Raw genomic sequence first — 25,231 nt, 5'->3', positions numbered from 1 at the left:
ACCCGCTTGCGGCGGTTGCGCGTCACGCTGGTTTCGCACCTATATATTGCTTCGGGTGAGGTGATTGCGAGGGGCGGGACCCGCCCTTCGCAGGTTTCTTTCCGGGCCTGCGGTTCAGTCCTCCAGCGTGCCGGGCTTGCGGTTCCTGCGGGTCGCCTCGTGGCAGGCGATCTTCATCAGGTCGTCGCCGCGCCGCGCATAGCGGGCGGAGCTGCGGGTGGCGATCAGCCCGTCGTGGCCGGCGGTCACCGCAGCGTGCCATCCGGCGCGCCGGGCCGGGTGATCAGCGTCGCAAGCAGATCGCCGGCTTTTACCGTCTCGCCGATATCGCGGTGGAAGAGCACGGTGCCGGGCTCCGGTGCCCGTACCATCTCGATATTGTCGAGCGGCACGGCGGAGCCGGCATAGGCTTCCGCTGCATGGGTGGGGTCGGCGACGACGCCGCGGCCGGCAAGGAAGCGCCACAGGCCAGCCGCATCCGCCTTCGCCATGTCGGGATAGACGTCGCGCTTGCCGCGCAGCTCCACGGTCACCGAGAGGCGGCCGGGCACGCTGCTCAGCTTTTCTCCGCCCTGGCGTTTGAAGGCGTAGCCGACCGCCTCCTCGAAGGCGGTGCTCTCGCCATCGGAAAGGAACACGGCTGCCATGTCGAGCGCCGCCGCGAGATCGGCTGCCTCCGGCCAGAAGGCCTCGTCGATATAGGCGTATTGCAGGGATTCGTCGTCGCAGTGCAGGTCCAGCACGAGGTCCGCGCCGAGCGCGGTGTGCAGCAGCGTACGCTTCAGGCGGTCGACGGCGCTGCGGCGGTCGATATCCTCGAGCAGCGTCTCCCGCTCGCCAAGCGCCACCAGCGGAAAGTCACGGTTGAAGTTGGTGCGCGTGCCGAGATCGAACCGGCCTTCCATCTCGCCGAAATGCGATTGCGCAAGACCGATCGGATTGGCCTGCGGGATGACGGTGATGTCGCCGCGGATCGCCCCGTCTTCCTCTGCCTTGCGCAGCCGCTCCAAGAGAAAGTGCAGGAGCGCGGTGCCCGGCAGTTCGTTGGCATGCAGGGCGGCCTGGATATAGACGGAGGGCGCCGCGGCATCGTTGCCCTTGAAGCGGTAAACGGGAATGCGCCATTCGATACCTGCCGTATCGCCGCCGATGATGATCTGCGAATGTTCCACGTCGTCTCCTCGCTGCTTCGCTTTTGGGAACGGGTTATGCGAATTGGCGCAGATGGGCGCAAGTCCCCGGTGACAAACCCGCCGTCGCGCAGGAAACTGGTTGAAAGCAGTCGGGCAAAGCCCGATCTTGTGACAAACGGGAACAGGAGCCGCATATGACCGGCAAAACCCACTATCTGATCTTCGACACCGCGGGTGGCCCCTGTGGTATTGCCTGGACCGCGTCCGGCGTCGTGCGCTTCCAGCTTCCGGGCGAGGATGCGGATACGACGCGCCGCTTGCTTCTGCGCCATCTGCCTGAGGCGGAAGCGGCCGAGCCGCCACCGGCCGTCGCCAGGGCGATTGCCGCCGCGCGGCACTATTTTGCCGGCGAGGAAGCGGATTTTTCCGACGTGCCGCTCGATCTTGCCGGCCAGAGCGATTTCTTCCTGGCGGTCTACGATGCCGCCCGCCGGGTGCATTGGGGCGAGACGACGACCTACGGCGCGCTTGCCCGCGAACTCGGCGCCGGGCCGGAAGCCGCGCGTGAGGTCGGTCAGGCCATGGCGAAGAACCCGGTCGCGCTCATCATCCCCTGCCACCGCGTTCTTGCCGCGGGCGGCAAGGTCGGTGGCTTTTCTGCACCGGGCGGTTCGGTGTCCAAGCTGAAGATGCTGGCGCTCGAAGGGGTTTCCTTTGCCCCACCGGAGCCGGCGCAGCAATCCTTCGGGTTCTGAGCACGGGCCAGCAACGCTCGCCCGTGCTCATTTCAGGCGTCAGACCGTCCGGTTTTTCAAGCGGGCATGGACGACAAGCGTGATCGTGGCCATTGAGGTGGCATAGCCGACCAGGGGCCAGGCCGTCGTGCCATCGAGCAGGATGACGAAGGCGGTGCCTGCGAGGCCGGTGATCAGGCTCTGGACGCAGAAATGCAGGGCAACCGCCGTGCCCGCCGTCTTGCCAAAGGCTCGGAGCGCACCATTGGCGGCGACCGAGGCCGTCAGCACGATACCGACGGCCATCACCCACACGGGCGGCAGGACGGTCCAGAAGGACGGTGCCGCCAGCATCTGCCCGAGCGCCAGCAGGCCGGCACCGGCCAGCAGCAAGGTCATGCCGCGCACCATGCAGCCGGGGATACCCCAGCGGCCGACAATACCCTCCGCAAACCGGGCCGTCGCGATCATCACCAGCGCCGCGCTGGCAAAGGCCAGGCTGAAGCCGAACTCGGAAAACCCGGCCTCATCCATCAGGATACGCGGCGCCGTCGAAAAGAAGACGAAGAACGTTCCCATGGCGGCGCTGAAGGCGAGCGTGTAAGTCCAGAAGGCGCCGCTTGCCAGCACGGGGCGGAAGGTGCGTGCCTGTGCCATCGCCGCGGCTGGCCGGGTTTCATGCCATTGCGGCAACGCCCAGAGCAGCATGATCACGGCGGGAATGCCGAGCGTGACGAAGAGTGCCCGCCAGCCGAAGGCACCCGCGATGAGGGCGCCGGCAATCGGCCCGAGGGCGGGAACGAAGGCCAGCATGGCGTTCATCAGGCCGTAGATGAAGGCGTTTTCCGGCCGCTCGGCATAGACGTCGCGAATCGTGGCGAAGAGCGCCACCAGCGTCGCCGAAGCGCCCACCGCCTGCAGCAGCCTGAGCGACAGGAAGAGAGGCGCGGAGGTGGTTGCCGCAAGGCCGAAGGAGGCCGCAGCGAAGATTGCCGCCCCTGCAATCAGCACCGGCCGCCGGCCGATCCGGTCGGAAAGCGGGCCGAAGAGCACCTGCCCGACGCCGAGCACGATCATGTAGACCGTCAACGTCAGCTGCACCATTTCCGGCGTCGTGTGCAGGATCGCGGGCATGGCGGGCACCACCGGCAGGTAGATGTCCATGCCGAGCGAGGCAAGAATGTTGAAGGGGGCCAGCAGCAGGAGTGCCGCCGGAAGGCTTTTGGTCCACGGGCGTGGATCTTGAATACGCATGACTGTTCATCCGCTAAATGAAAACATTCGGCGGCGTCTGCGCTGTCGAAAAAGATGCGTCAGCAGAACGCCGCAACAACCAGGGTGTCGTTGCGGCCTACTTCACTGCTGTCTTGGATCCCCGCATGCGGTCTCCTATTCCCACTCGATCGTGCCCGGCGGCTTCGACGTCACGTCGTAGACGACACGGTTGATGCCACGCACCTCGTTGATGATACGGGTGGCGGCGCGGCCGAGGAAGTTCATGTCGTAGTGGTAGAAATCGGCGGTCATGCCGTCGACCGACGTGACGGCGCGCAGCGCGCAGACGAACTCGTAGGTGCGCCCGTCGCCCATCACACCGACGGTCTGGACCGGAAGCAGAACGGCGAAGGCCTGCCAGATCTTGTCGTAGAGGCCTGCCTTGCGGATCTCGTCGAGATAGATGGCGTCGGCTTCGCGCAGGATCTCCAGCTTGTCGCGGGTGATGCCGCCCGGGCAACGGATGGCAAGGCCCGGCCCCGGGAAGGGGTGGCGGCCGATGAAGCTATCGGGCAGGCCCAGTTCGCGGCCGAGCACGCGCACCTCGTCCTTGAAGAGTTCGCGCAGCGGCTCGACGAGCTTCATGTTCATACGGTCGGGCAGGCCGCCGACATTGTGGTGCGACTTGATGGTGACCGAAGGACCGCCGGTGAAGGAGACGCTTTCGATGACGTCGGGGTAAAGCGTGCCCTGGGCGAGGAATTCCGCGCCGCCGAGCTTCTTGGCTTCGTCCTCGAACACTTCGATGAACAGGCGGCCGATGATCTTGCGCTTGGTCTCCGGGTCGGAGACGCCTTCCAGCTCTCCGACGAACCGATCAACCGCATCGACATGGATGAGGTGCAGGTTGTAGTGCTCGCGGAACATGGCGACAACGTCGGCCGCCTCGTTCTTGCGCATCAGGCCGTGGTCGACAAGGATGCAGGTGAGCTGCGCGCCGACGGCCTCATGGATGAGGAGCGCCGCGACGGAACTGTCGACGCCGCCCGAAAGCGCGCAGATGACGCGCTTGTCGCCGACCTGCTCGCGGATTGCCTCGACGGCTCGTGCGCGATAGGCGGACATCGACCAGTCGCCCTTGATGCCGGCGATCTTGTGCACGAAGTTGGAGAGCAGCTTCGCGCCGTCGGGCGTGTGCACAACTTCCGGATGGAACATCGTCGTGTAATAGCGCTTCGCCTCGTCGACGCAGATGGCGAAGGGGGCGTTTTCGGAGGTGCCGATGATCTCGAAACCCTCGGGCGCGACGGTGACGCGGTCGCCGTGGCTCATCCAGACCGGATATTTTTGGCCAACTTCCCAGAAACCCTCGAAAAGCGGGCTCGACTTCAGGATCTCGACATCGGCGCGGCCGAATTCGCGGGCGTGCCCGCCCTCGACGGTGCCGCCGAGCTGGGTGGCGAGCGTCTGCTGGCCATAGCAGATGCCGAGGATCGGCAGGCCCGAATCGAAGACGACCTGCGGTGCGCGCGGGCTGCCCTGGTCGAGGACCGATGCCGGGCCGCCGGAGAAGATGATCGCCTTCGGCTGCATGCGGTGGAAGGCTTCTTCCGCCGACTGGAAGGGAATGATCTCGCAATAGACGCCTGCTTCGCGCACGCGCCGCCCGATGAGCTGGGTCACCTGGCTGCCGAAATCGATGATGAGAACGCTGTCGGGATGAGCTGTCTGGGTCATGGCGAGCCTTTAATGAAAATCCTGTCGCCGCGCAACGGGGAAATGCCGGATTTTCAGCCCTTCAGCACGACGGTCCCGTCGGCGATGGCCGCTTCCAGCCGGTCGACGGCCTCGGCGAGCTTCTCGTCGATGACGTGGAGATACTCCGTCCAGTCGCCGATATGGCTGAGTTCGGCCTTGCCGTCGGATATGCCGCGCAGGCCGACCAGCTTGACGCCGAAGGCCTGGCAGGCGCGCAGTTCCGCAAAGGTCTCCATCTCCACCATGTCCGCGTCGATATCGGCATAGGCGGTGCCGGAGACGATGTTGGCGCCGGTCGAAAGCCGTGCCTCGGATATGCCCGGAATGCGTACGGGAAGCTGCACTTCCACCGGCAGGTCGAGGAAGGGCGTCGCGCCGCGGGTGAAGCCCAGCGGCGAGGCATCCATGTCACGATAGGAGACGGAGGTCGCCTGGTAGACCCCGGTCTGCTCCAGCACCGCCGATCCGGCCGAGCCCAGCGAGACGACGAGATCAGGGAGATCGCCCTCCGCTTTCAGGTGGCAGAGCGCGAGCGTCAGCTGCACGGCCGCCTCCACGGGGCCGACACCCGTCATGAAGGGCGTGATGCGGGTTTTCAGGTGGGGGCCGTATTCGGCATCGACGGCCATCACATAGAGGATGCGGTGCGGGCCGACGGTCTTGAGGGAAACGCTCATCCGGCAATGTCCTCGCGCCCGCGCACCACCATCATCGTGCCCGTCATCGAGGCGATGAGTTTTGCCGGGCCGTCCGAGATGGCATAGCCGCGCCCGTCGGCGACGATGATGTTGGAGCCCGGCTTGGTGACCTCGCCGCGGAAGAGGAAGCGCTCGCCGCGCCCCGGCGACATGAGGTTGACCTTGAACTCGATGGTGAGGATCGCGGCATCCGCGTCGATCACCGAATAGGCAGCATAGCCGCAGGCGGTGTCGAGCGCGGCGGAGATGACGCCGGCATGGAGGAAGCCGTGCTGCTGCGTCAGCTTCTCGTCGAAGGGCAGCTCGATTTCCACCGTGCCATGCTCGATACGGGTGAGTTCGGCGCCGATGAGCCGCATTGCCGGCTGCCGGGCGAAGCTTCGGGTGATGCGATCGGCGAAATCGGCCGGTGGAAAATCGGTCATGGTGCACACAGGTCTGCCGGCATGCCGGCGGGATTGGCGAAGATGGCCGAACGTTTGCACGGGGCATGCTGCACTGCAAGCGCCTTTCCGTTCCCAGGGAAGATTGCGGCGCCCATGACCGCCCTGGGGCACGTTCAGCGGCGCGGCATCAGGCTGGCAATATGCTGGTCCCAGGCGACAGCCTCCCGGCTGCCTGCGAAGCGGCCGTCATAGGAGGAGACAGCAAAGCCCTGCGGCGCTGCGGCGATGCCCGCGGCGTCGGCAACCGTTTCCTCCCGCAGCACCTGGCCGCTTTTGGTCTCCAGAACGACAAAACGTCCGCCATTCGGCGAGGTGAGGCCGACAAGGCCTTCGCGTCGGTTGACGGCGATGGCGCCGACATAATTGGCAAGGCCGATCGTGGTTTCCTCCGGCAGCGAGAGGAAGGTCAGGTCTTCCCCTCGGCCGAAATGGCCGACGAGCGGCGGCAGGTCGTCGCGCGGCCCCTCATACTGGCAGGCGAACCAGATACGTCCCGTGACGTCGAGGTCGATATGGCGGGTGGAAAGCTGGCGCAGCTTTTCCGGCAGCGCATGACGCTCGACAAGCGCGCCCGACGTGGCGTCGATCAGGGCGAGCGAGGGCTCCATGTGGTCGAGGTTCAGCTTGGTGCGGCCGAAATCCGGATGGGTTTCGATACCGCCGTTCGCGGCGATCAGCAGGCGGCCGTCATCGCTGACGGAGAGATCGTGCGTGCCGATACCGTAGGTCGAATATTCTCCGATGCGGCGGTAGCCGTCGCCGGCATCATAGAGGCCGATCACGCCGCGATTGGCGTCGAAGTCGTTCTCGCTGGCATAAAGGATCCTGCCGTCCGGGGAAAAGCAGCCGTGGCCGAAGAAGTGCCGGTCCTCGGCGGCGGCGATGGTCACGGGTGCAGCCCGGCCGTTGCGGTCGGCGATCAGGGCGAAGGTTCCGGGGCGCCGCGCAAAGGCGACGAGATGGCCGGTTGCGGGTGAAAAGGCCATGCCGTGGCTGCGGGCCGGCAGCGGCGTCCTGTCGATGAGCGTGCCGTCTTCCGCCAGGACTGCGATGCCGAAGCTTCCATCGCGTTCCATATAGCCGGAGGCGAAAACGGCGTCGGTCTGCGACAGTGCGAAGGACGGCCGAGGTCCAAGCGCCGCAACCCAGGCGGCACCCGCCATGCGCAGGAAGGCGCGACGGTCGACAAGCGTGCTTGCGGCGCCCGCGGCCCGCATCAGTCGCCGTCCGCGAAGGAGAAGCCGGCGCCGAGCCCGATTGCCCCGCCATATTCGGTGTTGAGGCGCAGGATGAGGTCACGCGTGTTGACGAGGAGGAAAGCGATCTTCTCTTGTTCCTCCGGCGTCGAGACGGCCTTTTCGATGTCGGGATCGATGGTCGGTGCAACGCGGTGCAGTGATTTCAGCACGAAATCGATATTGCCGGCGATGGACATGAAATTGGGATCGATGAGGTCGGCCATGCCGGATGTGTCGAACAGCGCCTGCAGGCCTTCGATATTGGCGTTGATCGAGGTCCAGGTGTTGCCCGAGCGCCAGAAGACCGCCGATTTCGGCCGCGCCGTGCCGCCATTGCGGTAGAAGGTCTCGATGCGCTGGTCGCGCACCGCCTCCGCCCCGTGCACGAGAATGCCGAGGAGGGCGGTGACCGCCTCCTTGCCGGTGCGGAACACCGGGTTCTGCGGGCCGGGATGTTTCCAGTCCTGCTGCACACCGCCGGGGGCGTCCCACGCGGCAACGAGCTGGCCGGCCGTCGTCTCGATGTGGCGGGCGACGGCGGCGGCATAGCGGCAGCGGAAACCGTTCGGTGCTCGCATCAGGGTTTCCGCGCCGGTGCCGTAGAGCGCGAATTCGAGCGCGCCAAAACCCTGGATCGCAACGCTCTTGCCGGCCATGGCCGCTGCGTTCGTATCGGCTTCGTCGGCTTTTTGCAGCAGGGCCTGCACCTGTTTCAGGCCGGTGCTCTTGCGGTCGGGATAGAAGAGGATGCGCTCGAAGCGGTTGTCGTCGATGACGGGGCCGATGCGGACGATCTCGATGCGGCCCCAGTCGGCGACCGCCTGCCGGAAGGCATCGTCGACGGCTGTCCGGCTGCCTTCGGAGGGTGTCTTGCAGAAGGCGGCGGTTGTTTCGGCGAGCGTGCCGGCGGATGCCTGGAAACGACGGTAGCCGGGACGGATGACCTCGTCGACCGCGCGCGTCATGACGCCGACCACGCTCTCGTCCGTCAGCGCGGGCGGCACGGGTGCCTCGCCTTCCTGTGCCAGAGCCGGTAGGGTGGCGGAAAGCATCGTGAAGGCCGTGAGAACGACGGGAAAGCGAAAGAAGGGACGGGGCCGGCTTGGCATCAGAGGCTCTCCAGGAAGGTCAGAAGGGCGTCGCGGTCCTGTTTTTCCAGCGCGGCGAAGCGGTCTCGGGCCGCCTGAGCCTCCCCGCCGTGCCACAGAATGGCCTCGGTGAGGTTGCGGGCGCGCCCGTCATGCAGGAAGAACGTATGACCGTTGACGGTTTTTGTAAGGCCGATACCCCACAGCGGTGGCGTGCGCCATTCCCGCCCGGTCGCCACGCCGACCGCCTGTCCGTCCGCAAGGCCTTCGCCCATGTCGTGCAGCAGGAAATCGGAATAGGGCCAGATGAGCTGGAAGGCATGGGCCTTGTTGTCGGCATCGCGCCGGGTGACGAACTTCGGCTGGTGGCAGCGTGTGCAGCCCGTCTCATAGAAGACGCGCTTGCCGTTCAGCGTTTCGGCGAAACTTGCCTTGCGCCGGGCCGGCACGGCAAGGTTCTCCGCGTAGAAGGTGACGAGGTCCATCACCGGTGGCGGTGCCTCGGCATCGCCAAGCCGTGTCTGCACGCCATTCGGACGTTCCAGGCAGGCGGTCTGGGCAGGCGTACAGTCGCCTTGGTGCAGCGGCACTTCCGGCGTCGAAAGGCCGATGTCGAAGGCGAAGGCGTCGGCGCTCTGCTGGCGCACGGTGGCCGATTGCGCCTTCCAGCCGAAGCGGCCGAGCGCCTTCTTGCCCGTCGCCGGATCGATGGCGACGGCGGCCTTGCCGCTGATGCCGTCGCCATCCGCGTCGTCGGGGTCGGCAAGGGCGAGGATGTCTGCTTCGTGGATTGCCTGGATAAGGCCAAGGCCGAGCATCGGCTGGGTGACGCGCGGAGAAAGCGTCGTCGTCGCGTCGAGATCGCCATATGCGAGACCAGCGACGGAATATCTTGGGCGGCGCAGCGTGACGACCTCACCTCCGGCAAGCGTTACCGGCTCCTCGGTATAGTCGATCACCATGCGGCCCTCGGCCTTGAGGCCGGGTATGGCGAGATCCTGGAGTTGCCGGCCATAGATCGGGTCCGGCAGGCTCATCTCGCGCAAATCTTTCAGCGCCGTCTCGTCCTCCGGCGTCCTGGCCGCACGGGCGAGCCGCAGGAACATCGATGTCGCCTCGGCGGCGCCTTCCGGCGGATGGCCACGGCCGTCCTTGATGTGGCAGGTCTGGCAGGAGCGCGCATTGTAGAGCGGCCCGAGCCCGTCGGAGGCCTGGGTGGAGGAGGGGGAGGAGACCCAGAGTTTCTGGAAGAGCGCGTTGCCGAGTTTGAACGTCTCTTCTTCCTCGAAGGTGATGTTCTCGGAAAAGTGGGAGAAGCTGTTGATGTTGACCGATGCGAGCGAGGTCGCCGCCCCGCCGGACATCGCCTCATATTGCTCGGCCTTGGAAAAATCCGTCGCGAGCGCCGTCACCGCGGCGACGCGCTTGCGATCCTTTTCGGAGAGATCGTCGCGCCCGCGGTCGGTGGAATGCGCATTTCCCAGAACGAAAACGCCCGCCGCGATGGAAATCGCGGCAGAGACCGCGAGCAGGCGACGGGCGGGGCGTTCTGTCATTGCTGGGATCGGGCCGCCGTCTCGTGGGGAGGCGGCCCGCCTTCTATCATTGGAAGACAGCGTTAGGATTATCCAGGCTGTCTGAGCCTTCAAGCTCGATCTTGCCGAGGTCCAGCGACCCGATGACGCGCTCGATCGTCTTGGTCTGGTCGATCAGGCTGTCGACGGCGGTCTGGACGACCTTGTTGCCCTCCGCGTTGCCTTCGCCGATCATCTGGTCATAGGCTTCGCCACCTTCCGCACGGTCCACCAGCGCCTTGAAGGCGGTATGGCTGGCGTCGAGCTTGGCCTTCATCTCGGTGTCGAGCGCGGCGTCCTTCTCGGCGACGAGTTCGGAGAGCGACGGGCCGGTCAGCTTCGACCCGTCCGGGCGGGTATATTCGCCCGTATAGACCGTCTGGATGCCGACGACGTCGTAGTAGTGCGAGTTGTGCGTGTTGTCGGAGAAGCAATCGTGCTCTTCTTCCGGATCGTGCAGCAGGAGGCCGAGCTTCATGCGTTCGCCGGCCAGTTCGCCATAGGAAAGCGAGCCCATGCCGGTCAGCATGGCGGTGATGCCGGCCTTCGGATCTGACGTCACGTTCTTGGTGGCGTCGCCGTCGGCGGCCCAGGCCTTCACCATTTCTTCGAGGTCGGTGACCAGCAGCGAGGAGGCGGCCTTCAGGTAAGCGGCGCGGCGGTCGCAGTTGCCGTTGGTGCAGGCGGCCTTGTCATAGTCCGTCGCCGGGCGGTTGCCGGCCCCCTTGCCGGTCCCGTTGAGGTCCTGGCCCCACAGCAGGAATTCGATGGCGTGGTAACCGGTCGCGACGTTGGCTTCCACTTCGCCCGCCTCGTGCAGTTCCTGCAGGACCGCCGGCGTGATGGTGGTGGCGTCGATCGTCTTGCCGCCGATCTCCAGCTTCGGGTTGGCGATGACATTGCCGACGAAGAGTGCGTTCTCGTCGCTTTCCGTGCCGTAGCTGGCATCGACATAGTCGATCAGACCTTCGTCGAGCGGCCAGGCGTTGACCTTGCCTTCCCAGTCGTCGACCAGTGGGTTGCCGAAGCGGTAGGCTTCCGTCTGCTGGTAGGGCACACGGGATTTCAGCCACGCCTCGCGCGCGGCCTTCAGCGTTTCGTCGCTCGGCTTGGCGATGAGGGCGTCGACCGCTGCGTCGAGTGCCTTTGCGGCGTCGAGCGAGTCGGAGAATTTGGCATGCGCGATTTCGGCATAGTGCTTGACGATCGCCGCCGGGTCGGCCGCCGCATGGGCGGAGCCAATGGCAAGCCCCGAAGTCGCGGCAGCGAGCGCAAAGGCGGCCGTGCGGAGGAAGAAAGTGGTCATGACGTCTCCTGGTGTCCTGTTCGATGTGTCCCCCGACACCGGACGTCACGGCTTGCCTCCCTTGGCCGCCGCCGCCCGGATGGTCCGGCGTACCGCCGGGCCCGGGATTATTCAGGCATTGCTGTCATGGACCAAATAAAAACTGGTGTCAAAGTGTATAGTTTAGAACGGTTTCAAGCTGTTCCGGTACATTTGACAGAGCGCAATCGCCTCAGGCCCTACGGCCCATCGCGCAGAAGAAGAAACCGTCCGTATCGGTCGAGGCCGGCGTCAGGGTGACGGTCTTGCCGTCGCGCGACCAGGGCTGGGGCCTCTCAGCACCGAACAGCGCCTTCCAGGTGTCGGTCGCGGACAGGATCTCGAAATCCGGATTGGCTGCGCAGAAGCCGTGAACCTGCTCCTCGTTCTCCTGCGGCAGGATCGAACAGGTCACATAGAGCAGGAAGCCACCCGGGCGCACGAAGGCGCTGGCATTGGCGAGCGCTTCCTGCTGCTGGGTGAGGCGTTCCTCGAGGTTCTTTTCGGTAAGGCGCCATTTGGTGTCCGGCCGGCGGCGCCAGGTGCCGGTGCCCGTGCAGGGGGCATCGACCAGCACGCGGTCGAAGCGGCCGTTCAGCGGCGAGAGGCTGGAAATGCTCTCGTGGACCTGCACGTTTCGGGTGCCGGCGCGCTTCAGCCGCTCGATGATCGGGGCGAGGCGCTTGCGGTCGGTGTCGTAGGCGTGGACCTGGCCCTTGTTATGCATGGCGGCCGCCATGGCGAGCGTCTTTCCGCCGCCGCCGGCGCAAAAGTCCAGTACCTGCTCGCCCTCCTGCGGGACGACGAGATCGGCGACGATCTGCGAACCTTCGTCCTGCACCTCGAACCAGCCCTTCTGGAAGGCGAGGTCCGCGGTGACGTTCGGCAGGCGCGAGGGGCCTTCGCCCGCGGGAATGCGGATGCCCTCGCGGGCGATAGTAGAGGCGACGGCGGCGTTGCGTTCCAGTGCCTTCAGCACCTTGTCGCGGCCGGCCTTCAGCGTGTTGGCGCGCAGGTCCAGCGTCGGCCGTCCGGCAAGCGCTTTCGCTTCCGCCAGCCATGCTTCGCCGAAATTGGCCTCGAAGGCGGGCTGGATCCATTCGGGAATGTCGCCCTGCACATGCGGCGCGGCGTCGTCGAGATTGCGGGTGCGCAAAGCGGCGAGCTTCTCGTCTGAAAAGGCTTCGGGCGCAAAGCGGTCGCCGTCGAACTCGGCGGCAAGCGCCTCGGGGGCGAGGCCCCACTGGCGCAGCAGTACGGCATAGCCGAGTGCGGCGGGGCTGTCATCGTCCATGAGATAGGCGTGCGACAGTTTCATGCGCAGCGCGTCATAGACGATATTGCCGATCGCGGCGCGGTCGCCGGAACCGGCGAACCGGTGGGAAAGGCCCCAGTCCTTGAGCGCATCGGCGACGGGGCGCCGCCGCGTCTCGATATCCGTCAGAACCTCGATGGCTCCCGAGAGCCGCCCACCCAATCGCATCCGCATACTCCGTTTTGCGTCGTGGTAGCGGCGGAATGCGCGAAGGGCAAGCCGGGAGCCGCAGAATAGCGGTCGTCAGCCGATGACTTCGTAACAGATCTTGGCGTGGCCGGAGCGGATCATGCCGATGTTGGAGGCGGCAGCCTTGGAGAGGTCGAGCACCCGGCCGCGGATGAACGGACCGCGATCATTGATGCGTACCACGACACTCTTGCCGTTGTTGGCGTTGGTGACCTTCACCTTGGTGCCGAAGCGCAGGCTGCGATGGGCGGCCGTCATGAGGTTCGGGTTCATGCGCTCACCGGAGGCGGTGCGCGAGTGCAGCGCATACCAGGAGGCGCGACCGCAACCGGCGGCCTGAGCCTCCGAGAACGTAACGAAGGATGAAGAGGCGGCAACGAGCGAAGCAAGCGCGAGGCTGGAGAGCTTGAGCATCATGTATCGGATGACCTTCCGGGAAAGTTGTGAATTTCCACTGTGTTGATCGCCGTATGAGGAAGCAAAAATGGCAAAAACGTGCCTCAACCCGCCGCAATTGCTGTCGGGGGCCGGCAGGATATACAGTCCATCGCCAGCGATGGAGTTTTAATCTTCGTTAACGTGACAGAAAAGAGTCTTGCGAATCAGTCACTAAACTGGATCGACTTGCGGACCGGAATAGTCATCCGGTAATCGCGCAAATTTTCGGAAAAAACTTTCAATATTAGCAATTTATGCGCAGGAATTCGGCGGCAAAAATGAGGCAGATAAATTCAGGGTTGTGCAAAATCGCAAAAGCCGGCCTGCAAGGCCCGGCCTCTCAGCCTCGCCAGCGGCCAGTCGAGTGGAGTTCGGCGAGCGACTGGCGATAGTCCGGGAAGCGGAATTCGAAGCCGGCAGCGCGCAGCCTGGCATTCGAGACGCGCTTGTTCTCCCCATAGAAAGACCGTGCCATGGAGGAAAGTTCCGCCGTCTCGAAAGGAATATCCGGCGGCACCGGCAGGCCCATCAGCCGGGCAGCTTCCGCCACCACGTCCTGTGGCGGGCCGGGCTCGTTGTCGGTGATGTTCCAGACGCCGCCAAGGGATTTCTCCGCAAGGAAGAGAGCCGAGCGGCCGATATCCTCGACGCGGATGCGGTTGAACACCTGGTCCTTCTTGACGAGGCGCCGTGCGGTGCCCTCGTCCATGTTGCGCAGCGCGTTTCGGCCCGGGCCGTAGATGCCGGCAAGGCGCAATACGGCGACGGGCAGGTCCGAGATCCTGCCGAAGTCGAGCCAGTGGTTCTCCGCCTCCACCCGCTCGATGGAACGGGCGGAAACCGGGTTCAGCGCGGTGTCCTCGTCCACCCAGCCGCCCTTGTGGTCGCCGTAGACGCCGACGGTGGAAAGATAGCCGGCCCAGACAAGCTTCGGCATCAGGGCAGAGAGGGAGGGCATGCCCGCGCGGAACAGCGGATCGCCATCCTTGCCGGGCGCGATGGACTGCACGACATGGGTGGCGCGTGCCATGTCGGCGGCGAGGGCTTCGGGAACCGGGCCACCGTCATAGAGGATCGGTGCGATGCCGAGCGCGCGAAGGTCGTCCGCCTTCTCCGCCGAGCGCGTCGTGCCGGAAACGGAAAAGCCGGCCGCCTTGAAGGTCTGGCCGATGGCCTTGCCGGAAAAACCGGCACCGAGGATCAGGAGGTGCGTCATCGACAGTCTGCCTTCGCTCTTTCATATTCCGCGCGCACATCCGCGTCCGCGTCGTCCGTCCTTCCTGCCGCAAATTTCCCGAATTCGGAAGCCGTCATCAGCCGGGAAAGCGCCCATGCGGCCATGCCACGCACCACGGCTGACGCATCGTCGGCAAGGCGGATGCATTCGGTAATCAGGCTGCGGTCGCCGGAATTGCCGGCGGCAATCAGCACGTTGCGGATGAAGCGGTCGCGGCCGATGCGCTTGACCGGCGAGCCGGAGAAATGCGCACGAAAGCCGGCATCGTCGAAGGTCAGAAGATCGGCAATCGCCGGGGCCTTCAAATCCTCGCGGGCGATGAGCTTCATCTGCGAAGCGGCAGCGGCGAACTTGTTCCAGGGGCAGGCGGCGAGACAATCGTCACAGCCATAGATGCGGTTGCCGATCCTTTCGCGGATGTCCGGGTCGATCGGCCCCTTGTGCTCGATGGTGAGGTAGGAGATGCAGCGCCGCGCATCGAGCTTGTACGGTGCCGGGAAGGCGTCGGTCGGACAGGCGTCGAGACAGGCGCGGCAGGAGCCGCAATGGTCGCGCTCCGGTTCGTCGCGGACAAGCTCGGCCGTGGTGAAGAGGCTGCCGAGGAAGAGCCAGGAGCCGTGCGTGCGGCTGACGAGATTGGTGTGTTTTCCCTGCCAGCCGAGCCCGGCGGCGGCCGCGAGCGGCTTTTCCATCACGGGAGCCGTATCGACGAAAACCTTCACATCCACCCCGCCGCGGGCGGCAAAGCGTGTCGCCACTTCCTTCAGCTTGCCCTTGATGAGGTCGTGATAGTCGCGGTTCTGCGCATAGACGGAGATCGCCGCCCGATCCGGCATGGCGAGCACGGCGCGCGGGTCGTGTGCCGGGCCGTAGTTCATGCCGAAGAGAACGACGGAGCGCACTTCACTCCACAGGACGCGTGGATCGGCCCGTCGCGCCTCGGTCTCCGCCATCCAATCCATGGTGCCGTGATAGCCGGCGGCAAGGAAATCAGCGAGCCGGGGCGGCGCCTCCGGAATGGAACCGGGGCCGGTGATGCGGCAGAGGTCGAACCCCTTGTCCGCCGCTTCCGTCTTGAGGAAGTCGGTTAGGCGACGCCGGATCCTGTCGTCGCCCGACATGGTCTCGTCCTCAGAAATCGAGGTCCGCGTAGTGCGAAACCGGGGTGACGCCGCGCACGCGCTCAGCGAGCAGCGGGCGGAAGGAGGGGCGGGATTTCAGCCGCTGGTACCACTCCTTGGCCTGCGGTGCATCCGTCCAGTTGATCTCGCCCATATAGTCGAGCACGGAAAGACAGGCCGCCGCGGCAAGGTCTGCATAGGAGAGGCGGTCGCCGGCAAGATAGGTGCGCGAGCCCGCGAGCCAGGAGAGATACTTCATGTGCTGACGGATATTGGCGCGCGAATTGCGCAGGATCTTGCTGTCCGGCGGGCCGCCGCCCTGGTCCGGTGTCATCTGCAGCTTGAAGATGCGCTCGCGCACCAGCGGGCGCGTCACGTCCTGCTCCATCTTCTGCAGGAACCACTCCGTCAGGCGGCGGATTTCCGCGCGCTGGAACGGGTCTTCGGCGAGCAGCCGGCGGTCGCGCTTCAGAACGCCATGCGTCTCGTCGAGATATTCGGAGATGATGCTCGCGCCACAAAGCGCCCGCATGCTGTCATCGACATAGACGGGCAGCGTACCGGCCGGGTTGAGGGCGAGGAAATCACGCCGGTTCTCCCAGGGCTGCTCCTCGGCAAGCTCCGTCTGAAACCCGTATTCCGCCAGGATGAGGCGGACGAAGCGGGAGGCGGCGGACATCGGGTGATGGTAGAGTGTGGGCATCAGGCTGCTTTGCTGGTCTTGCGGAAGGGGCTGTGGCCGGGTCGAGCGCGCATGCGGGCTGATTTGACCATGGCTGATTTGACGAACCTATAGAAATTTGGTGGTACAAACACAAGCGAATCGGGCTTTTTGCCGTATGTCCGCTTCATTTCGTGGCTTTCTTCCCCTTTTCCCCAAGGAACCTACATGGCAGACCAGTCCATTGTCAGCGCCCTCATTCTCGGATTGATCGAGGGCCTGACCGAATTCATCCCGGTATCCTCCACCGGTCATATCCTGCTTGCCGGGCACTTTCTTGGCTTCAAGTCGCCGGGCAACACCTTCGCCGTGCTCATTCAGCTGGGTGCGATCCTCGCCATCCTCTCGGTTTATGCGGCCAAGCTGCTGAAGATCGCCTTTGCGCTGCCGTCGAGCCCGGAGGCGCGCCGTTTCGTCATCAGCGTGCTCATTGCCTTCCTGCCGGCGGCCGTCATCGGCGTGCTGGCGCATGACTTCATCAAGACGGTGCTGTTCGAAACGCCCATGCTGATCTGCATCGTGCTGATCGTCGGCGGCGTCATCCTCTATGTAATCGACCGCCTGCCGCTGCAGCCGCGTTATACGGATGCCATGCAGTATCCGCCGTCGCTGGCCTTCAAGATCGGCCTCTGCCAGTGCCTTGCCATGATCCCCGGCACCTCGCGCTCGGGCGCGACGATCGCCGGCGCCTTGCTGATGGGCACGGACAAGCGTTCGGCGGCAGAATTCTCGTTCTTCCTCGCCATGCCGACCATGGTCGGCGCCTTCACGCTGGACCTCTACAAGAACCGCGATGCGCTCTCGTCCGATGATCTTCTCGTCATCGGTGTCGGCTTTGCCGCAGCTTTCGTGGCGGGTCTCTTCGTCGTGCGCTCGCTGCTCGACTTCGTGTCGCGCCGCGGCTTCACGCTGTTCGCCATCTGGCGCATCGTCGTGGGAACACTGGGCCTGATCGGCCTTCTGATCTTTGGATGAATGTTCTTGGCCGGCTCTCGAGCCGGCCGGCCTTACTTGACCGAGGCGGTCGTGCAGGGATCGACGCCGTAGGCCGGCGAACAGCCATGCTTGCCGGCGGAGACCGTCGACGGCGCGGCAAAGGATCCGGCCACGATGATCAGAGCCGAAAATCCGAAGAAGATTGCAATTGCCTTGCCCATTGCGCCGAAAGCCTCTCAAAGTCCTGAAAATACGCCGCAGAACTGTCATCAGTACGACGCGACGGGGGCGGTGTTTATTCGCTGGCCCGAAGACAATCAATATCGCGACATGCTGAATCGCGCGTAAATGCCGCAGCGATTTTTTTAACCGCTGCATAAGTGCAACAGCCAGCCCAAAGCGCTTTCACAAAACGCGACCGGCCGCCGCGGGAAAGCCCCTGCGGCGGCCGGCTTCGTTCACGAAAAATGGCTCAGGCCGTACGGTCGATCCGCGTGAACTGGCCCTGCGGGCGGTAGCGCACGAGGTAGCTCGGCAGGATCGCTTCGGCAAGAATGGGCTCGATGCCGATCGCTTCCAGCGTGCGGCCTTCATTGCGGGCCGCATCCGAGACGATGTTGTCGGACCGCAGCAGCGTCACCTGGTCGGCCGTCAGCGGCGGCTTGATGAAGGGCACCAGCGACGCGACGGAGCCCATCAGCGAGGCGATGCCGAAGGGCAGCGAGACGAGCGGGTTCTTGCGGTCGACGATGCGCAGCATCAGCTCGAGACACTGGCGGAAGGTCAGCACTTCCGGGCCACCGAGTTCGTAGACGCGGCCGCGCTCGATCGTGCCGTCCACCGAGCGGGCGACGGCTTCCGCGACGTCGGCGACATAGACCGGCTGGAACTTCGTATGGCCGCCGCCGATCAGCGGCAGGACGGGTGCATAGCGCGCCATGGTGGCGAACTTGTTGAAGAAGCCGTCTTCCGGGCCAAAGACGATGGAGGGGCGCAGGATGACGGCGTCGGGAACGGTGCGCAGAACCGCCGCTTCGCCGCGGGCCTTGGTGCGGGCATAGGACGAGCCGGAAGCCTCGTCGGCGCCGATCGCGGAAATGTGCGTCAGCTTGGCGCCGATGGCGCGGGTCGCCTCGGCGACGCCGCGGGCGCCAAAATCCTGCACGGCGTCAAAGTTGTTGCGGCCGCTCTCGAAGAGGATGCCGACGCAGTTGATGACGTGGTCGGAGCCTTCGACGGCGCGATCGACCGACTGGCGATAGCGCAGGTTCGCCTGCACGAAGGAGATCTGGCCGACGCCGCCGATAGGCTGGAGGAAGCCGGCGAGATCCGGCCGGCGCACGGCGACGCGGATGCGGTAGCCGCGACGCGCCAGCGCGCGCACCACATGACGTCCGACGAAGCCCGAGCCGCCGAAAACGGTGACGAGCGGCGGAAGGTTGGACAAGGTCATGAGGCTGCTCCTGAAGAACATTGTAGGTAGGTAGCGCCTACATAGCCCAAACCGTTCGCAAGGTGAAGCGCGGCGAAGCGTCTCTAGCGCCGGGTTTTTCCGCGGTCTGGATCGGTCGGCTCAAAAGCCTTCGACAACCACCATTTCCGCATCCGCCACTTCCTGGCGGATGGCCGCGGCGATCTGGTATTCCGGCGAATTGTAGCAGTCGACGGCCGCCTGCAGCGAGGGGAACTCGATGATCACGTTGCGCGCACGCACGCGACCTTCCAGCCGTTCGAAGGCGCCGCCGCGGGCAATGAAATTCGCGCCGTATTTTTCGAAGGCCGGCTTGGCGGCGGCAACGTAGTCCTTGTAGCGCTCGGTGTCGCGCACGTCGACCTGTGCGATCCAGTAGCCCTTGGGCATGTCTCTCTCCCTCTTTGGTGTTTATGCTGTGAGCGCGCCGTCCATTTCGGCAAGGATCGCCTTGGCTGCGGCGAGCGGATCGACCGCGTTGACGATCGGACGGGCGACGACGAGATGGCTGGAGCCGGCCTTCAGCGCATCGGAAGGCGTCATGACGCGCTTCTGGTCGCCCAGATCGGCCCCCGCCGGGCGGATGCCGGGGGTGACGATCGCCATGTCCGGGCCGACGATCTTGCGCACGGCTTTGGACTCTTCCGCAGAACAGACAATGCCGCCCATGCCGGCGATGCGGGCCTGTTCGGCGCGGCGCAGCACCAGCGTATGCGGATCGTATTCGTAGCCGGCATCGATGACGTCCTTGGCGTCCATCGAGGTCAACACCGTGACGCCGAGGAGGCAGAGGTCGGAACCCTTCGCCGCGGAAACGGCGGCGGCCATAGCCTTCGGATAGGCGTGCAGCGTCAGCATGGACATGCCCATCTTCACGATGTTCTCGACGCCCTTGGCCACCGTGTTGTCGATGTCGAGCAGCTTCATGTCGAGGAAGACCTTCTTGCCGTCCTTGGCGAGGTCGCGGGCGAATTCCAGGCCGCCGGCGAAGACGAGCTGGTATCCGATCTTGTAGAACAGGGTGGTGCTGCCGAGTGTCCGGACCACCTTTTCCGCCTCCGCGATGGTCGGAACATCGAGGCCAACGATCAGGCGGTCGCGCGCGGACATGGTCAAAACCCTTTCCAAGATTCCATTGGCGTCCACTCGCATGCGACGGCCCGGTCCGCAAGCCGGAATGCGAAAAGATTGCCGCCGCCTGCCGGCTGGTCGCCATCCCGGCGGATGGGTGTGCCTTTGAGGTGGCATTTCAGCAGCGTGCCGACGCCGCCATGGCCGACAAAGGCGATGGGAACGTTCTGATCATGCCCAGCCAGCGCGCGCTCGATGGCGCCAACGATGCGCGCCTGCGCATCCACCGCGCGCTCCCAGCCGCGAAAACTCGTCTCTGGATGGGCGAAGAACGCGTCTGCCGCCGCTTCGAAGGCATCGGGCGTGAGGTAGCCTGTGGCGGAACGGTCGTTCTCGCCCATGGCGTGGTCGGTCTCGATGGCAAGGTGGCCGCCGGCAAGAATCTCCGCCGTCTCGATCGCCTTGCGCTCGCCGCTTGCCACGAAGCGGCCGATCTGTCGCGCCCAGCCGGCGGAGGCTGCGAGCAGCGCTCGCTCGCGGCCGCGCTCGGACAAGCCCCAGTCGGGCACCGGCACGGCCGGGTCGATGGCGACCTGCGGATGGGTGATGTAGAGCGCGAACATTGCCGCCCCTCAATGGGTGCGGCGGTAGGTCCAGAGCTGCGCCGGCGGAATGTTGCGCACGACGAAATCGAGATGGGTGATCTGGTAGCGATCCGGCATGGCGACGACGGGGGAGAGCGGGCCGTAGGAGATCTGCACGACGGGGCGTCCGGCCGGAATGCGGGAGAGCAGGTCCTCGATCAGCGACACGCGCTTGTGCATCGGGAAATTGAGCAGCGGCACGGCGGAGACGACGCTGTCGAAGGTGGCATCGCGGAGGTCGCCAAGCGTCTTGTCGAGGTCGAAGGCATCGCCGTTGATGAAATTGACGCCGTCGAAACGGGCGACAAGGTGGTTGTAGAAATCCGTGGAGAATTCGACCGAGGTCAGCTTTTCCGGCGCAAGGCCGGTCTCGAGGATCGCCTTGGTGATGACGCCGGTGCCCGGACCGAGCTCCAGCACGGGAAGGCCGGAAGCAGGATTGACGACGCTCGCCATGCGGCGCGCGGTGATCGAGGAGGTGGGGATGATCGAGCCGACGGCCCGCGTATTGCTCATCCAGCCCTTGAAGAAGCGGATCTCGTCGTCGAATTTCTTGCCGAGCCGTTCCTTGACCTTCACACGCAACGTCATGCCATCCCCCTTCATGGTACGCTTCCGGCCGGCGGCAGGCTTCATTCCCGTCCGCTTCATTCGGCCATGCCAAATATGTGACGCGGTTTGCGTCAAAAACAAGTCTGATTGCGCCGCCGCCCGCAAGTTTCCCCTGCCGGCGAAAGCACTTCCTAAAAAAGAACCCGCCGGCGGGCCGGCGGGTTCCAGAACAGTTTCCCCGATACGGGAGGCCTATACGCGCATCGGCATGAGCACGTAGAGCGCGTCGTCACCGGCGAGATCGCGCACCAGCGTCGGCGAACCGGGATCGGCCAGCATGAACACGGCTTCCGTGCCGGAAAGCTGCGACGTGATATCGAGAAGGTATTTTGCGTTGAAGCCGATTTCGAGCGGATCGCTGTCATACCCGACCGGCAGTTCTTCCGTCGCGCTGCCCGAATCCGGGTTGTTGACGGTCAGCGTCAGCTGGCCCTCGCCAAGCGCCAGCTTGACGGCGCGGCCGCGCTCGGAAGAGATGGTGGAGACGCGGTCGACGGCCTGGGCGAAGGACTGGCAGTCGATCTTCAGCTCCTTGTCGTTGTTGGTCGGGATCACGCGCTGGTAATCCGGGAAGGTGCCGTCGATCAGCTTGGAGGTCAAAACGATCGAGCCGATGGTGAAGCGGATCTTCGCGTCCGAGACCTCGACGGTCACGGTCAGCTCCGGGTTGTCGACCAGCTTCTGCAGTTCCCCGACCGTCTTGCGCGGGATGATGATGCCGGGCATGCCCTCGGAACCCGAGGGCGCTTCCACGTCGGCGCGGGCAAGGCGGTGGCCGTCGGTGGCGACGGCGCGCAGCTTGAGCTGGCCGTTGCTTTCGATCGTGTGGATGAAGATGCCGTTGAGGTAGTAGCGGGTCTCCTCCGTCGAGATCGCGAACTGGGTGCGATCGATCAACATCTTGAGGTCCGTCGCCTTCAGGCGGAACGTGTGCGAGAAGCTGCCGGCGGTGAGATCCGGGAAATCGGACTGTGGCAGGCACTGCAGCGAGAATTTCGAACGGCCCGAGGTGACCGTCATCGAGGAACCGTCGGTGCTGGTGGCGAGCAGCACTTCCGAACCGTCCGAGAGCTTGCGCACGATGTCGTACAGCAGGTGTGCGGGAACGGTCGTCGCGCCGGCCTGCTCGATCTGGGCAGGCGTCGCTTCGGTGATTTCGAGGTCGAGGTCGGTCGCTTTCATGTCGAGGCTCGCGCCGTCCGCACGCAGCAGCACGTTCGAGAGGATCGGGATCGTGTTGCGCCGTTCGACCACGCGATGGACGTGGTTCAGCGACTTCAGAAGATTGGACCGCTCGAGAGTAATGCGCATGGAACTGTACCGCTTTCGACCGCTAGCACGCCGGAGGCCGGCGCGGCATTGCCTTGAAATCCCGGCGGGCGCCGGACGATGTGGACGGGCAAAATGGCAGAAACATGCGGAACTTTGCAAGTGCTAACGGCAGAGGACACAGGATAGTCAACGCCCGGACCTTGCGAGGGCCTGTCCGCTCGCCCATAAGGATGAGGACAGGCGGCCGCCCAGCGGCTGGAAAGGCGACGGGCGATGCGGGATGACGATGCGGCAAACGGCGGTAGCGGAGGCGCGAAGACCTTTCGCCTGCACAATGCCGTGATACCCACCCGGCCGCTGGAGCCGGCGCTTTATCTCGTCGCGACGCCGATCGGCAACCTCTCCGATATCACGCTGCGGGCGCTCGAGACCCTGGCGGGCGCTGATGTGCTAGCCTGTGAGGACACCCGCGTCACCCGCGTCCTGCTCGACCGCTACGGCATTGTAAACCGGCCTTACGCCTATCACGAGCACAATGCAGACGAGGCGGGTCCACGCCTCATCGCCGCGCTGGAGCAAGGCAAATCCGTTGCTCTCGTCTCCGATGCCGGCACGCCGCTTGTTTCCGATCCCGGATACCGGCTGGCATTGCTCGCCATTGCTGCGGGCCACCGCGTCGTGCCCATTCCCGGCGCCTCCGCCCCGCTTGCTGCGCTCGTCGGCTCGGGCCTCTCCAACGAGGCCTTCTTCTTTGCCGGCTTCCTGCCGTCCAAGGACAAGGCGCGGCGGGATCGTCTGGCCGAGCTTGCCGGCGTGCCGGCGACGTTGCTGTTCTTCGAATCCCCGCATCGCATCGCCGCGACGGTGGCGGCGGCGGCCGAGGTGCTCGGGGAGGGGCGGGCGGCCTGCGTCTGTCGTGAACTGACCAAGACCTTCGAGGAGTTTCGCCGCGGAACGCTCGGCGAGCTTTCGGTATTTTACGGCGACGGCCACACCGTCAAGGGCGAGATCGTCTTCGTCATCGGCCCGCCCGGTGAGGCCGCCGCACCGGAGGCGGAGGATGTCGACCGGTTGCTTGCCGCGCTCGTCAGGGACATGCCGGCCGGCAAGGCGGCGACCGAGGCCGCGCGGCAGACCGGCGTGCCGCGGCGCGATCTCTACCAGCGCCTCATCGACCTGAAGGGCGGCGATGGGCAATAGGCCGGCGGATCCGGGCCGGCTGAAGGCCTTTCGCCGCGGGCACGTCTCCGAATACATTGCCGCGCTCTACCTTGTCGCCAGGGGTTTTCGCATCCGTGCGATCCGCTACCGCACGAAGCTCGGCGAAATCGACATCATCGCGCGACGGGGCGATCTGGTCGTCTGTGTCGAGGTGAAGGCCCGCCGTGATGTCGACAGCGCTGTCTTTGCCGTCACAGGAACCGCGCAGCGGCGCATCCGTGCGGCAAGTGAAATCTGGTTGTCGCAGCAACCCGACGGCCACCGCCTTTCCCTCAGATATGACATCGTCGCCGTACGCCCCTGGCGGCTTCCCCGGCATCTGCCGGATGCGTTTTGATCAAAAGGAAAATGTAACGAAACTGACACGAAACTGTAACGCGCCCGTCACGGTGGCCCCTTAGTGCACCCCTCACACCAAATCCGGTGAAGAGGAGCAACCCATGTTCAAGCCGCTTTCCCTCGCAGGTTTCGCACTCGCGTTTTCCGCCTCGGCGTCGATGGCCGCCACCAACATCACCTGGTGGCACGGCATGGCCGGTCGCAACGGCGAAGTCATCAATGAAGTTGCCAAGAAGTTCAACGAGGCCCAGTCGGCCTGCGCGCTGACGCCGGTTTCGAAGGGCACCTATGAGGAAGCGCTCGCTTCCGGCATCGCCGCCTTCCGCTCGGGCGAGCAGCCGAACATCCTGCAGGTCTTCGACGCCGGCGCGGCGACGATCATCAACGCTCCGAACGCCGTCATCCCGGCCGAAGACCTGATCACCGGCGCCGGCCACAAGTTCGACCGCGAAGCCTTCATCGAGGGCGTGCGCTATTTCTACGCTGCGCCGGATGGCAAGTTCGTCGGCATGCCGTTCAACTCTTCAGCGCCGATCATGTACGTGAACACCGAAGCCCTGGAAAAGGTCGGTGTGGAAGCGCCGAAGACCTGGGAAGAGTTCGAGGCGATCGCGCCGAAGCTGAAGGAGGCCGGCTACCTGCCGCTCGTCCAGTCGCAGCTGACCTGGCAGTTCACCGAAAACTTCTTCTCGCGCCACAACATCCAGTTCGCAACGAACAACAACGGCTACGACTCGGTCGTTGACACCAAGATCAACATGACGGACCCGAACCTCGTCATGATGTTCACCAAGCTGAAGTCCTGGGCCGACGAGGGTTACTTCGGCTACTACGGCGCCGGCTGGAACGACAACCAGAAGCTTTTCGAAGAGGGCAAGGCCGCCTTCTGGATCGGCTCTTCGGGTTCCTTCGGTGGCCTGACGAAGACCGCGCAGAAGCCGTTCACCGCGACCTTCCTGCCCTATTGGCAGAGCGTCGAGGGCGCCGGCACCAACTCCTTCATCGGCGGTGCTGCGCTGTTTGCCATGTCTGGCAAGTCGGACGAAGAGAACAAGTGCACGGCCGATTTCTTCCAGTTCCTGACCTCGCCGGAAGTGCAGAAGTTCTACCACCAGGCCACCGGCTACGTCGCCATCACCAAGGCCGCCTACGAGCTGGCGAAGTCCGAAGGCTACTATGAAAAGACCCCGGTCGCCGAAGTCGGCATCAAGCAGCTCATGCTGCCCTCGGGCGACTGGTCGAAGGGCTACCGCCTCGGCTTCTACCCGCAGATCCGCGAGATCATGGAGCGTGAATACGGTCGTATCTTCGCCGGCGAAACGTCGGTCGAAGACGCCCTGAAGACGATCGAGACCGAGGCGAACGACCTGCTCGCCCGCTTTGCCAAGACCGCCGGCTGATAGGGTTCAGCTCCGGCCGGCCCCTCATCCGGCCTG

25 protein-coding genes and 1 pseudogene are annotated in these 25,231 nt (G+C 64.9%); 6 read left to right on the top strand and 20 right to left on the bottom strand.

All coding sequences use genetic code 11. From position 1 onward, the window contains the following. Positions 1-114: 114 nt before the first annotated feature. Positions 115-1,172 (bottom strand): annotated as a pseudogene (locus AKG11_RS01425) (succinylglutamate desuccinylase/aspartoacylase family protein). 155 nt (positions 1,173-1,327) lie between these two features. On the opposite strand from AKG11_RS01425, the gene AKG11_RS01420 reads away from it, so the two are divergent. Beyond that, positions 1,328-1,888: a methylated-DNA--[protein]-cysteine S-methyltransferase gene (locus tag AKG11_RS01420; protein WP_050742691.1), complete on the top strand. Its 561-nt coding sequence runs from the start codon at positions 1,328-1,330 to the stop codon at positions 1,886-1,888. A gap of 39 nt (positions 1,889-1,927) precedes the next feature. Here AKG11_RS01420 and cml read toward each other — a convergent pair whose 3' ends face one another. The 13 genes from cml to AKG11_RS01355 all read right to left on the bottom strand — a co-directional run bounded on the left by cml (position 1,928) and on the right by AKG11_RS01355 (position 16,211). Beyond that, entirely contained in the window at positions 1,928-3,115 is a 1,188-nt protein-coding gene (gene cml, locus AKG11_RS01415) for a CmlA/FloR family chloramphenicol efflux MFS transporter (RefSeq protein ID WP_371260034.1), read from the bottom strand. Positions 3,116-3,256: 141 nt separating this feature from the next. Next, positions 3,257-4,819 carry a glutamine-hydrolyzing GMP synthase gene (gene guaA, locus AKG11_RS01410; protein ID WP_050742689.1) on the bottom strand — a complete coding sequence of 521 codons (1,563 nt, stop codon included), beginning with the start codon at positions 4,817-4,819 and terminating at the stop codon, positions 3,257-3,259. A 53-nt stretch (positions 4,820-4,872) separates the two neighbouring features. Next, complete coding sequence (locus tag AKG11_RS01405; protein WP_050742688.1) at positions 4,873-5,517, bottom strand: 5'-methylthioadenosine/S-adenosylhomocysteine nucleosidase; 645 nt, start codon at positions 5,515-5,517, stop codon at positions 4,873-4,875. Further along, positions 5,514-5,963 (bottom strand): PaaI family thioesterase, encoded by a 450-nt coding sequence (locus AKG11_RS01400; RefSeq protein ID WP_023512217.1) that lies wholly within the window; start codon positions 5,961-5,963, stop codon positions 5,514-5,516. Before AKG11_RS01400 ends, AKG11_RS01405 begins: the two co-directional genes overlap by 4 nt. A gap of 134 nt (positions 5,964-6,097) precedes the next feature. Then, positions 6,098-7,201: a DUF1513 domain-containing protein gene (locus AKG11_RS01395; RefSeq protein WP_050742687.1), complete on the bottom strand. Its 1,104-nt coding sequence runs from the start codon at positions 7,199-7,201 to the stop codon at positions 6,098-6,100. Then, the gene (locus AKG11_RS01390; RefSeq protein ID WP_050742686.1) at positions 7,201-8,331 is read right to left on the bottom strand and encodes an imelysin family protein; all 1,131 of its coding nucleotides are present in this window, start codon (positions 8,329-8,331) and stop codon (positions 7,201-7,203) included. The genes AKG11_RS01395 and AKG11_RS01390 overlap by 1 nt, the downstream gene beginning before the upstream one ends. Beyond that, a complete protein-coding gene (locus tag AKG11_RS01385) occupies positions 8,331-9,866 on the bottom strand; it encodes a di-heme oxidoreductase family protein (RefSeq protein ID WP_050742685.1) in 1,536 nt (511 codons plus the stop codon). Before AKG11_RS01385 ends, AKG11_RS01390 begins: the two co-directional genes overlap by 1 nt. Positions 9,867-9,912: 46 nt before the next feature. Then, positions 9,913-11,190 (bottom strand): imelysin family protein, encoded by a 1,278-nt coding sequence (locus AKG11_RS01380; RefSeq protein WP_050742684.1) that lies wholly within the window; start codon positions 11,188-11,190, stop codon positions 9,913-9,915. A gap of 211 nt (positions 11,191-11,401) precedes the next feature. Next, positions 11,402-12,691, bottom strand: coding sequence for an RsmB/NOP family class I SAM-dependent RNA methyltransferase (locus tag AKG11_RS01375; RefSeq protein WP_050742818.1), 1,290 nt, complete (start codon positions 12,689-12,691; stop codon positions 11,402-11,404). Between the two features lie 75 nt (positions 12,692-12,766). Beyond that, positions 12,767-13,126, bottom strand: a complete 360-nt coding sequence (locus AKG11_RS01370; protein WP_037405988.1) for a septal ring lytic transglycosylase RlpA family protein — start codon at positions 13,124-13,126, stop codon at positions 12,767-12,769. Positions 13,127-13,490: 364 nt separating this feature from the next. Further along, complete coding sequence (locus AKG11_RS01365; RefSeq protein WP_050742683.1) at positions 13,491-14,366, bottom strand: SDR family NAD(P)-dependent oxidoreductase; 876 nt, start codon at positions 14,364-14,366, stop codon at positions 13,491-13,493. Next, positions 14,363-15,508: a tRNA epoxyqueuosine(34) reductase QueG gene (gene queG / locus AKG11_RS01360; protein WP_050742682.1), complete on the bottom strand. Its 1,146-nt coding sequence runs from the start codon at positions 15,506-15,508 to the stop codon at positions 14,363-14,365. The genes AKG11_RS01365 and queG overlap by 4 nt, the downstream gene beginning before the upstream one ends. A 10-nt stretch (positions 15,509-15,518) precedes the next feature. Then, the gene (locus AKG11_RS01355) at positions 15,519-16,211 is read right to left on the bottom strand and encodes a glutathione S-transferase family protein (RefSeq protein WP_023516760.1); all 693 of its coding nucleotides are present in this window, start codon (positions 16,209-16,211) and stop codon (positions 15,519-15,521) included. Between the two features lie 186 nt (positions 16,212-16,397). Here AKG11_RS01355 and AKG11_RS01350 point away from each other — a divergent pair, with 186 nt between their 5' ends. Together AKG11_RS01350 and AKG11_RS34325 are read left to right on the top strand one after the other, a co-directional pair. After that, positions 16,398-17,204, top strand: a complete 807-nt coding sequence (locus AKG11_RS01350) for an undecaprenyl-diphosphate phosphatase (RefSeq protein ID WP_050742681.1) — start codon at positions 16,398-16,400, stop codon at positions 17,202-17,204. Positions 17,205-17,294: 90 nt separating this feature from the next. Then, complete coding sequence (locus AKG11_RS34325; protein WP_157255817.1) at positions 17,295-17,513, top strand: hypothetical protein; 219 nt, start codon at positions 17,295-17,297, stop codon at positions 17,511-17,513. 124 nt (positions 17,514-17,637) lie between these two features. Here AKG11_RS34325 and AKG11_RS01345 read toward each other — a convergent pair whose 3' ends face one another. From AKG11_RS01345 to dnaN, 6 genes are all read right to left on the bottom strand, one after another. Continuing rightward, positions 17,638-18,618 (bottom strand): complex I NDUFA9 subunit family protein, encoded by a 981-nt coding sequence (locus tag AKG11_RS01345; RefSeq protein ID WP_050742680.1) that lies wholly within the window; start codon positions 18,616-18,618, stop codon positions 17,638-17,640. Between the two features lie 120 nt (positions 18,619-18,738). After that, positions 18,739-19,026 (bottom strand): DUF1330 domain-containing protein, encoded by a 288-nt coding sequence (locus AKG11_RS01340; protein ID WP_023512752.1) that lies wholly within the window; start codon positions 19,024-19,026, stop codon positions 18,739-18,741. A gap of 21 nt (positions 19,027-19,047) precedes the next feature. Then, complete coding sequence (gene pyrF, locus AKG11_RS01335; protein WP_023512753.1) at positions 19,048-19,746, bottom strand: orotidine-5'-phosphate decarboxylase; 699 nt, start codon at positions 19,744-19,746, stop codon at positions 19,048-19,050. A gap of 2 nt (positions 19,747-19,748) precedes the next feature. After that, entirely contained in the window at positions 19,749-20,330 is a 582-nt protein-coding gene (locus AKG11_RS01330) for a histidine phosphatase family protein (protein ID WP_050742679.1), read from the bottom strand. Positions 20,331-20,339: 9 nt separating this feature from the next. Continuing rightward, positions 20,340-20,942 carry a phospholipid N-methyltransferase PmtA gene (pmtA, locus tag AKG11_RS01325; RefSeq protein WP_037405986.1) on the bottom strand — a complete coding sequence of 201 codons (603 nt, stop codon included), beginning with the start codon at positions 20,940-20,942 and terminating at the stop codon, positions 20,340-20,342. Between the two features lie 213 nt (positions 20,943-21,155). Then, entirely contained in the window at positions 21,156-22,274 is a 1,119-nt protein-coding gene (gene dnaN / locus AKG11_RS01320; protein WP_023512756.1) for a DNA polymerase III subunit beta, read from the bottom strand. A 234-nt stretch (positions 22,275-22,508) separates the two neighbouring features. Between dnaN and rsmI the strand changes: the two genes are divergently transcribed. The 3 genes from rsmI (at position 22,509) to AKG11_RS01305 (ending at position 25,195) form a co-directional block, all read left to right on the top strand. Further along, the gene (gene rsmI, locus AKG11_RS01315) at positions 22,509-23,435 is read left to right on the top strand and encodes a 16S rRNA (cytidine(1402)-2'-O)-methyltransferase (protein ID WP_050742678.1); all 927 of its coding nucleotides are present in this window, start codon (positions 22,509-22,511) and stop codon (positions 23,433-23,435) included. Then, positions 23,425-23,793, top strand: a complete 369-nt coding sequence (locus AKG11_RS01310; RefSeq protein ID WP_050742677.1) for a YraN family protein — start codon at positions 23,425-23,427, stop codon at positions 23,791-23,793. The genes rsmI and AKG11_RS01310 overlap by 11 nt, the downstream gene beginning before the upstream one ends. A 103-nt stretch (positions 23,794-23,896) precedes the next feature. Continuing rightward, positions 23,897-25,195, top strand: a complete 1,299-nt coding sequence (locus tag AKG11_RS01305; protein ID WP_050742676.1) for an extracellular solute-binding protein — start codon at positions 23,897-23,899, stop codon at positions 25,193-25,195. Positions 25,196-25,231 lie beyond the last annotated feature (36 nt).

Origin of the sequence: Shinella sp. SUS2 (genome assembly GCF_001262505.1) — a bacterium.
GTDB lineage: Bacteria > Pseudomonadota > Alphaproteobacteria > Rhizobiales > Rhizobiaceae > Shinella.
The sequence above is the reverse complement of the archived record's forward strand: the minus strand, read 5'-3'. Positions and strand labels throughout refer to the sequence as shown.

What these genes read in the sequence shown, in the direction of transcription:
- AKG11_RS01420 (WP_050742691.1), top strand. Translation starts at nt 1,328, where the DNA reads ATGACCGGCAAAACCCACTATCTGATCTTCGACACCGCGGGTGGCCCC.
- guaA (WP_050742689.1), bottom strand. Translation starts at nt 4,819, where the DNA reads ATGACCCAGACAGCTCATCCCGACAGCGTTCTCATCATCGATTTCGGC.
- AKG11_RS01405 (WP_050742688.1), bottom strand. Translation starts at nt 5,517, where the DNA reads ATGAGCGTTTCCCTCAAGACCGTCGGCCCGCACCGCATCCTCTATGTG.
- AKG11_RS01400 (WP_023512217.1), bottom strand. Translation starts at nt 5,963, where the DNA reads ATGACCGATTTTCCACCGGCCGATTTCGCCGATCGCATCACCCGAAGC.
- AKG11_RS01395 (WP_050742687.1), bottom strand. Translation starts at nt 7,201, where the DNA reads ATGCGGGCCGCGGGCGCCGCAAGCACGCTTGTCGACCGTCGCGCCTTC.
- AKG11_RS01390 (WP_050742686.1), bottom strand. Translation starts at nt 8,331, where the DNA reads ATGCCAAGCCGGCCCCGTCCCTTCTTTCGCTTTCCCGTCGTTCTCACG.
- AKG11_RS01385 (WP_050742685.1), bottom strand. Translation starts at nt 9,866, where the DNA reads ATGACAGAACGCCCCGCCCGTCGCCTGCTCGCGGTCTCTGCCGCGATT.
- AKG11_RS01380 (WP_050742684.1), bottom strand. Translation starts at nt 11,190, where the DNA reads ATGACCACTTTCTTCCTCCGCACGGCCGCCTTTGCGCTCGCTGCCGCG.
- AKG11_RS01375 (WP_050742818.1), bottom strand. Translation starts at nt 12,691, where the DNA reads ATGCGATTGGGTGGGCGGCTCTCGGGAGCCATCGAGGTTCTGACGGAT.
- AKG11_RS01370 (WP_037405988.1), bottom strand. Translation starts at nt 13,126, where the DNA reads ATGCTCAAGCTCTCCAGCCTCGCGCTTGCTTCGCTCGTTGCCGCCTCT.
- AKG11_RS01365 (WP_050742683.1), bottom strand. Translation starts at nt 14,366, where the DNA reads ATGACGCACCTCCTGATCCTCGGTGCCGGTTTTTCCGGCAAGGCCATC.
- queG (WP_050742682.1), bottom strand. Translation starts at nt 15,508, where the DNA reads ATGTCGGGCGACGACAGGATCCGGCGTCGCCTAACCGACTTCCTCAAG.
- AKG11_RS01355 (WP_023516760.1), bottom strand. Translation starts at nt 16,211, where the DNA reads ATGCCCACACTCTACCATCACCCGATGTCCGCCGCCTCCCGCTTCGTC.
- AKG11_RS01350 (WP_050742681.1), top strand. Translation starts at nt 16,398, where the DNA reads ATGGCAGACCAGTCCATTGTCAGCGCCCTCATTCTCGGATTGATCGAG.
- AKG11_RS01345 (WP_050742680.1), bottom strand. Translation starts at nt 18,618, where the DNA reads ATGACCTTGTCCAACCTTCCGCCGCTCGTCACCGTTTTCGGCGGCTCG.
- AKG11_RS01340 (WP_023512752.1), bottom strand. Translation starts at nt 19,026, where the DNA reads ATGCCCAAGGGCTACTGGATCGCACAGGTCGACGTGCGCGACACCGAG.
- pyrF (WP_023512753.1), bottom strand. Translation starts at nt 19,746, where the DNA reads ATGTCCGCGCGCGACCGCCTGATCGTTGGCCTCGATGTTCCGACCATC.
- AKG11_RS01330 (WP_050742679.1), bottom strand. Translation starts at nt 20,330, where the DNA reads ATGTTCGCGCTCTACATCACCCATCCGCAGGTCGCCATCGACCCGGCC.
- pmtA (WP_037405986.1), bottom strand. Translation starts at nt 20,942, where the DNA reads ATGACGTTGCGTGTGAAGGTCAAGGAACGGCTCGGCAAGAAATTCGAC.
- dnaN (WP_023512756.1), bottom strand. Translation starts at nt 22,274, where the DNA reads ATGCGCATTACTCTCGAGCGGTCCAATCTTCTGAAGTCGCTGAACCAC.
- rsmI (WP_050742678.1), top strand. Translation starts at nt 22,509, where the DNA reads ATGCGGGATGACGATGCGGCAAACGGCGGTAGCGGAGGCGCGAAGACC.
- AKG11_RS01310 (WP_050742677.1), top strand. Translation starts at nt 23,425, where the DNA reads ATGGGCAATAGGCCGGCGGATCCGGGCCGGCTGAAGGCCTTTCGCCGC.
- AKG11_RS01305 (WP_050742676.1), top strand. Translation starts at nt 23,897, where the DNA reads ATGTTCAAGCCGCTTTCCCTCGCAGGTTTCGCACTCGCGTTTTCCGCC.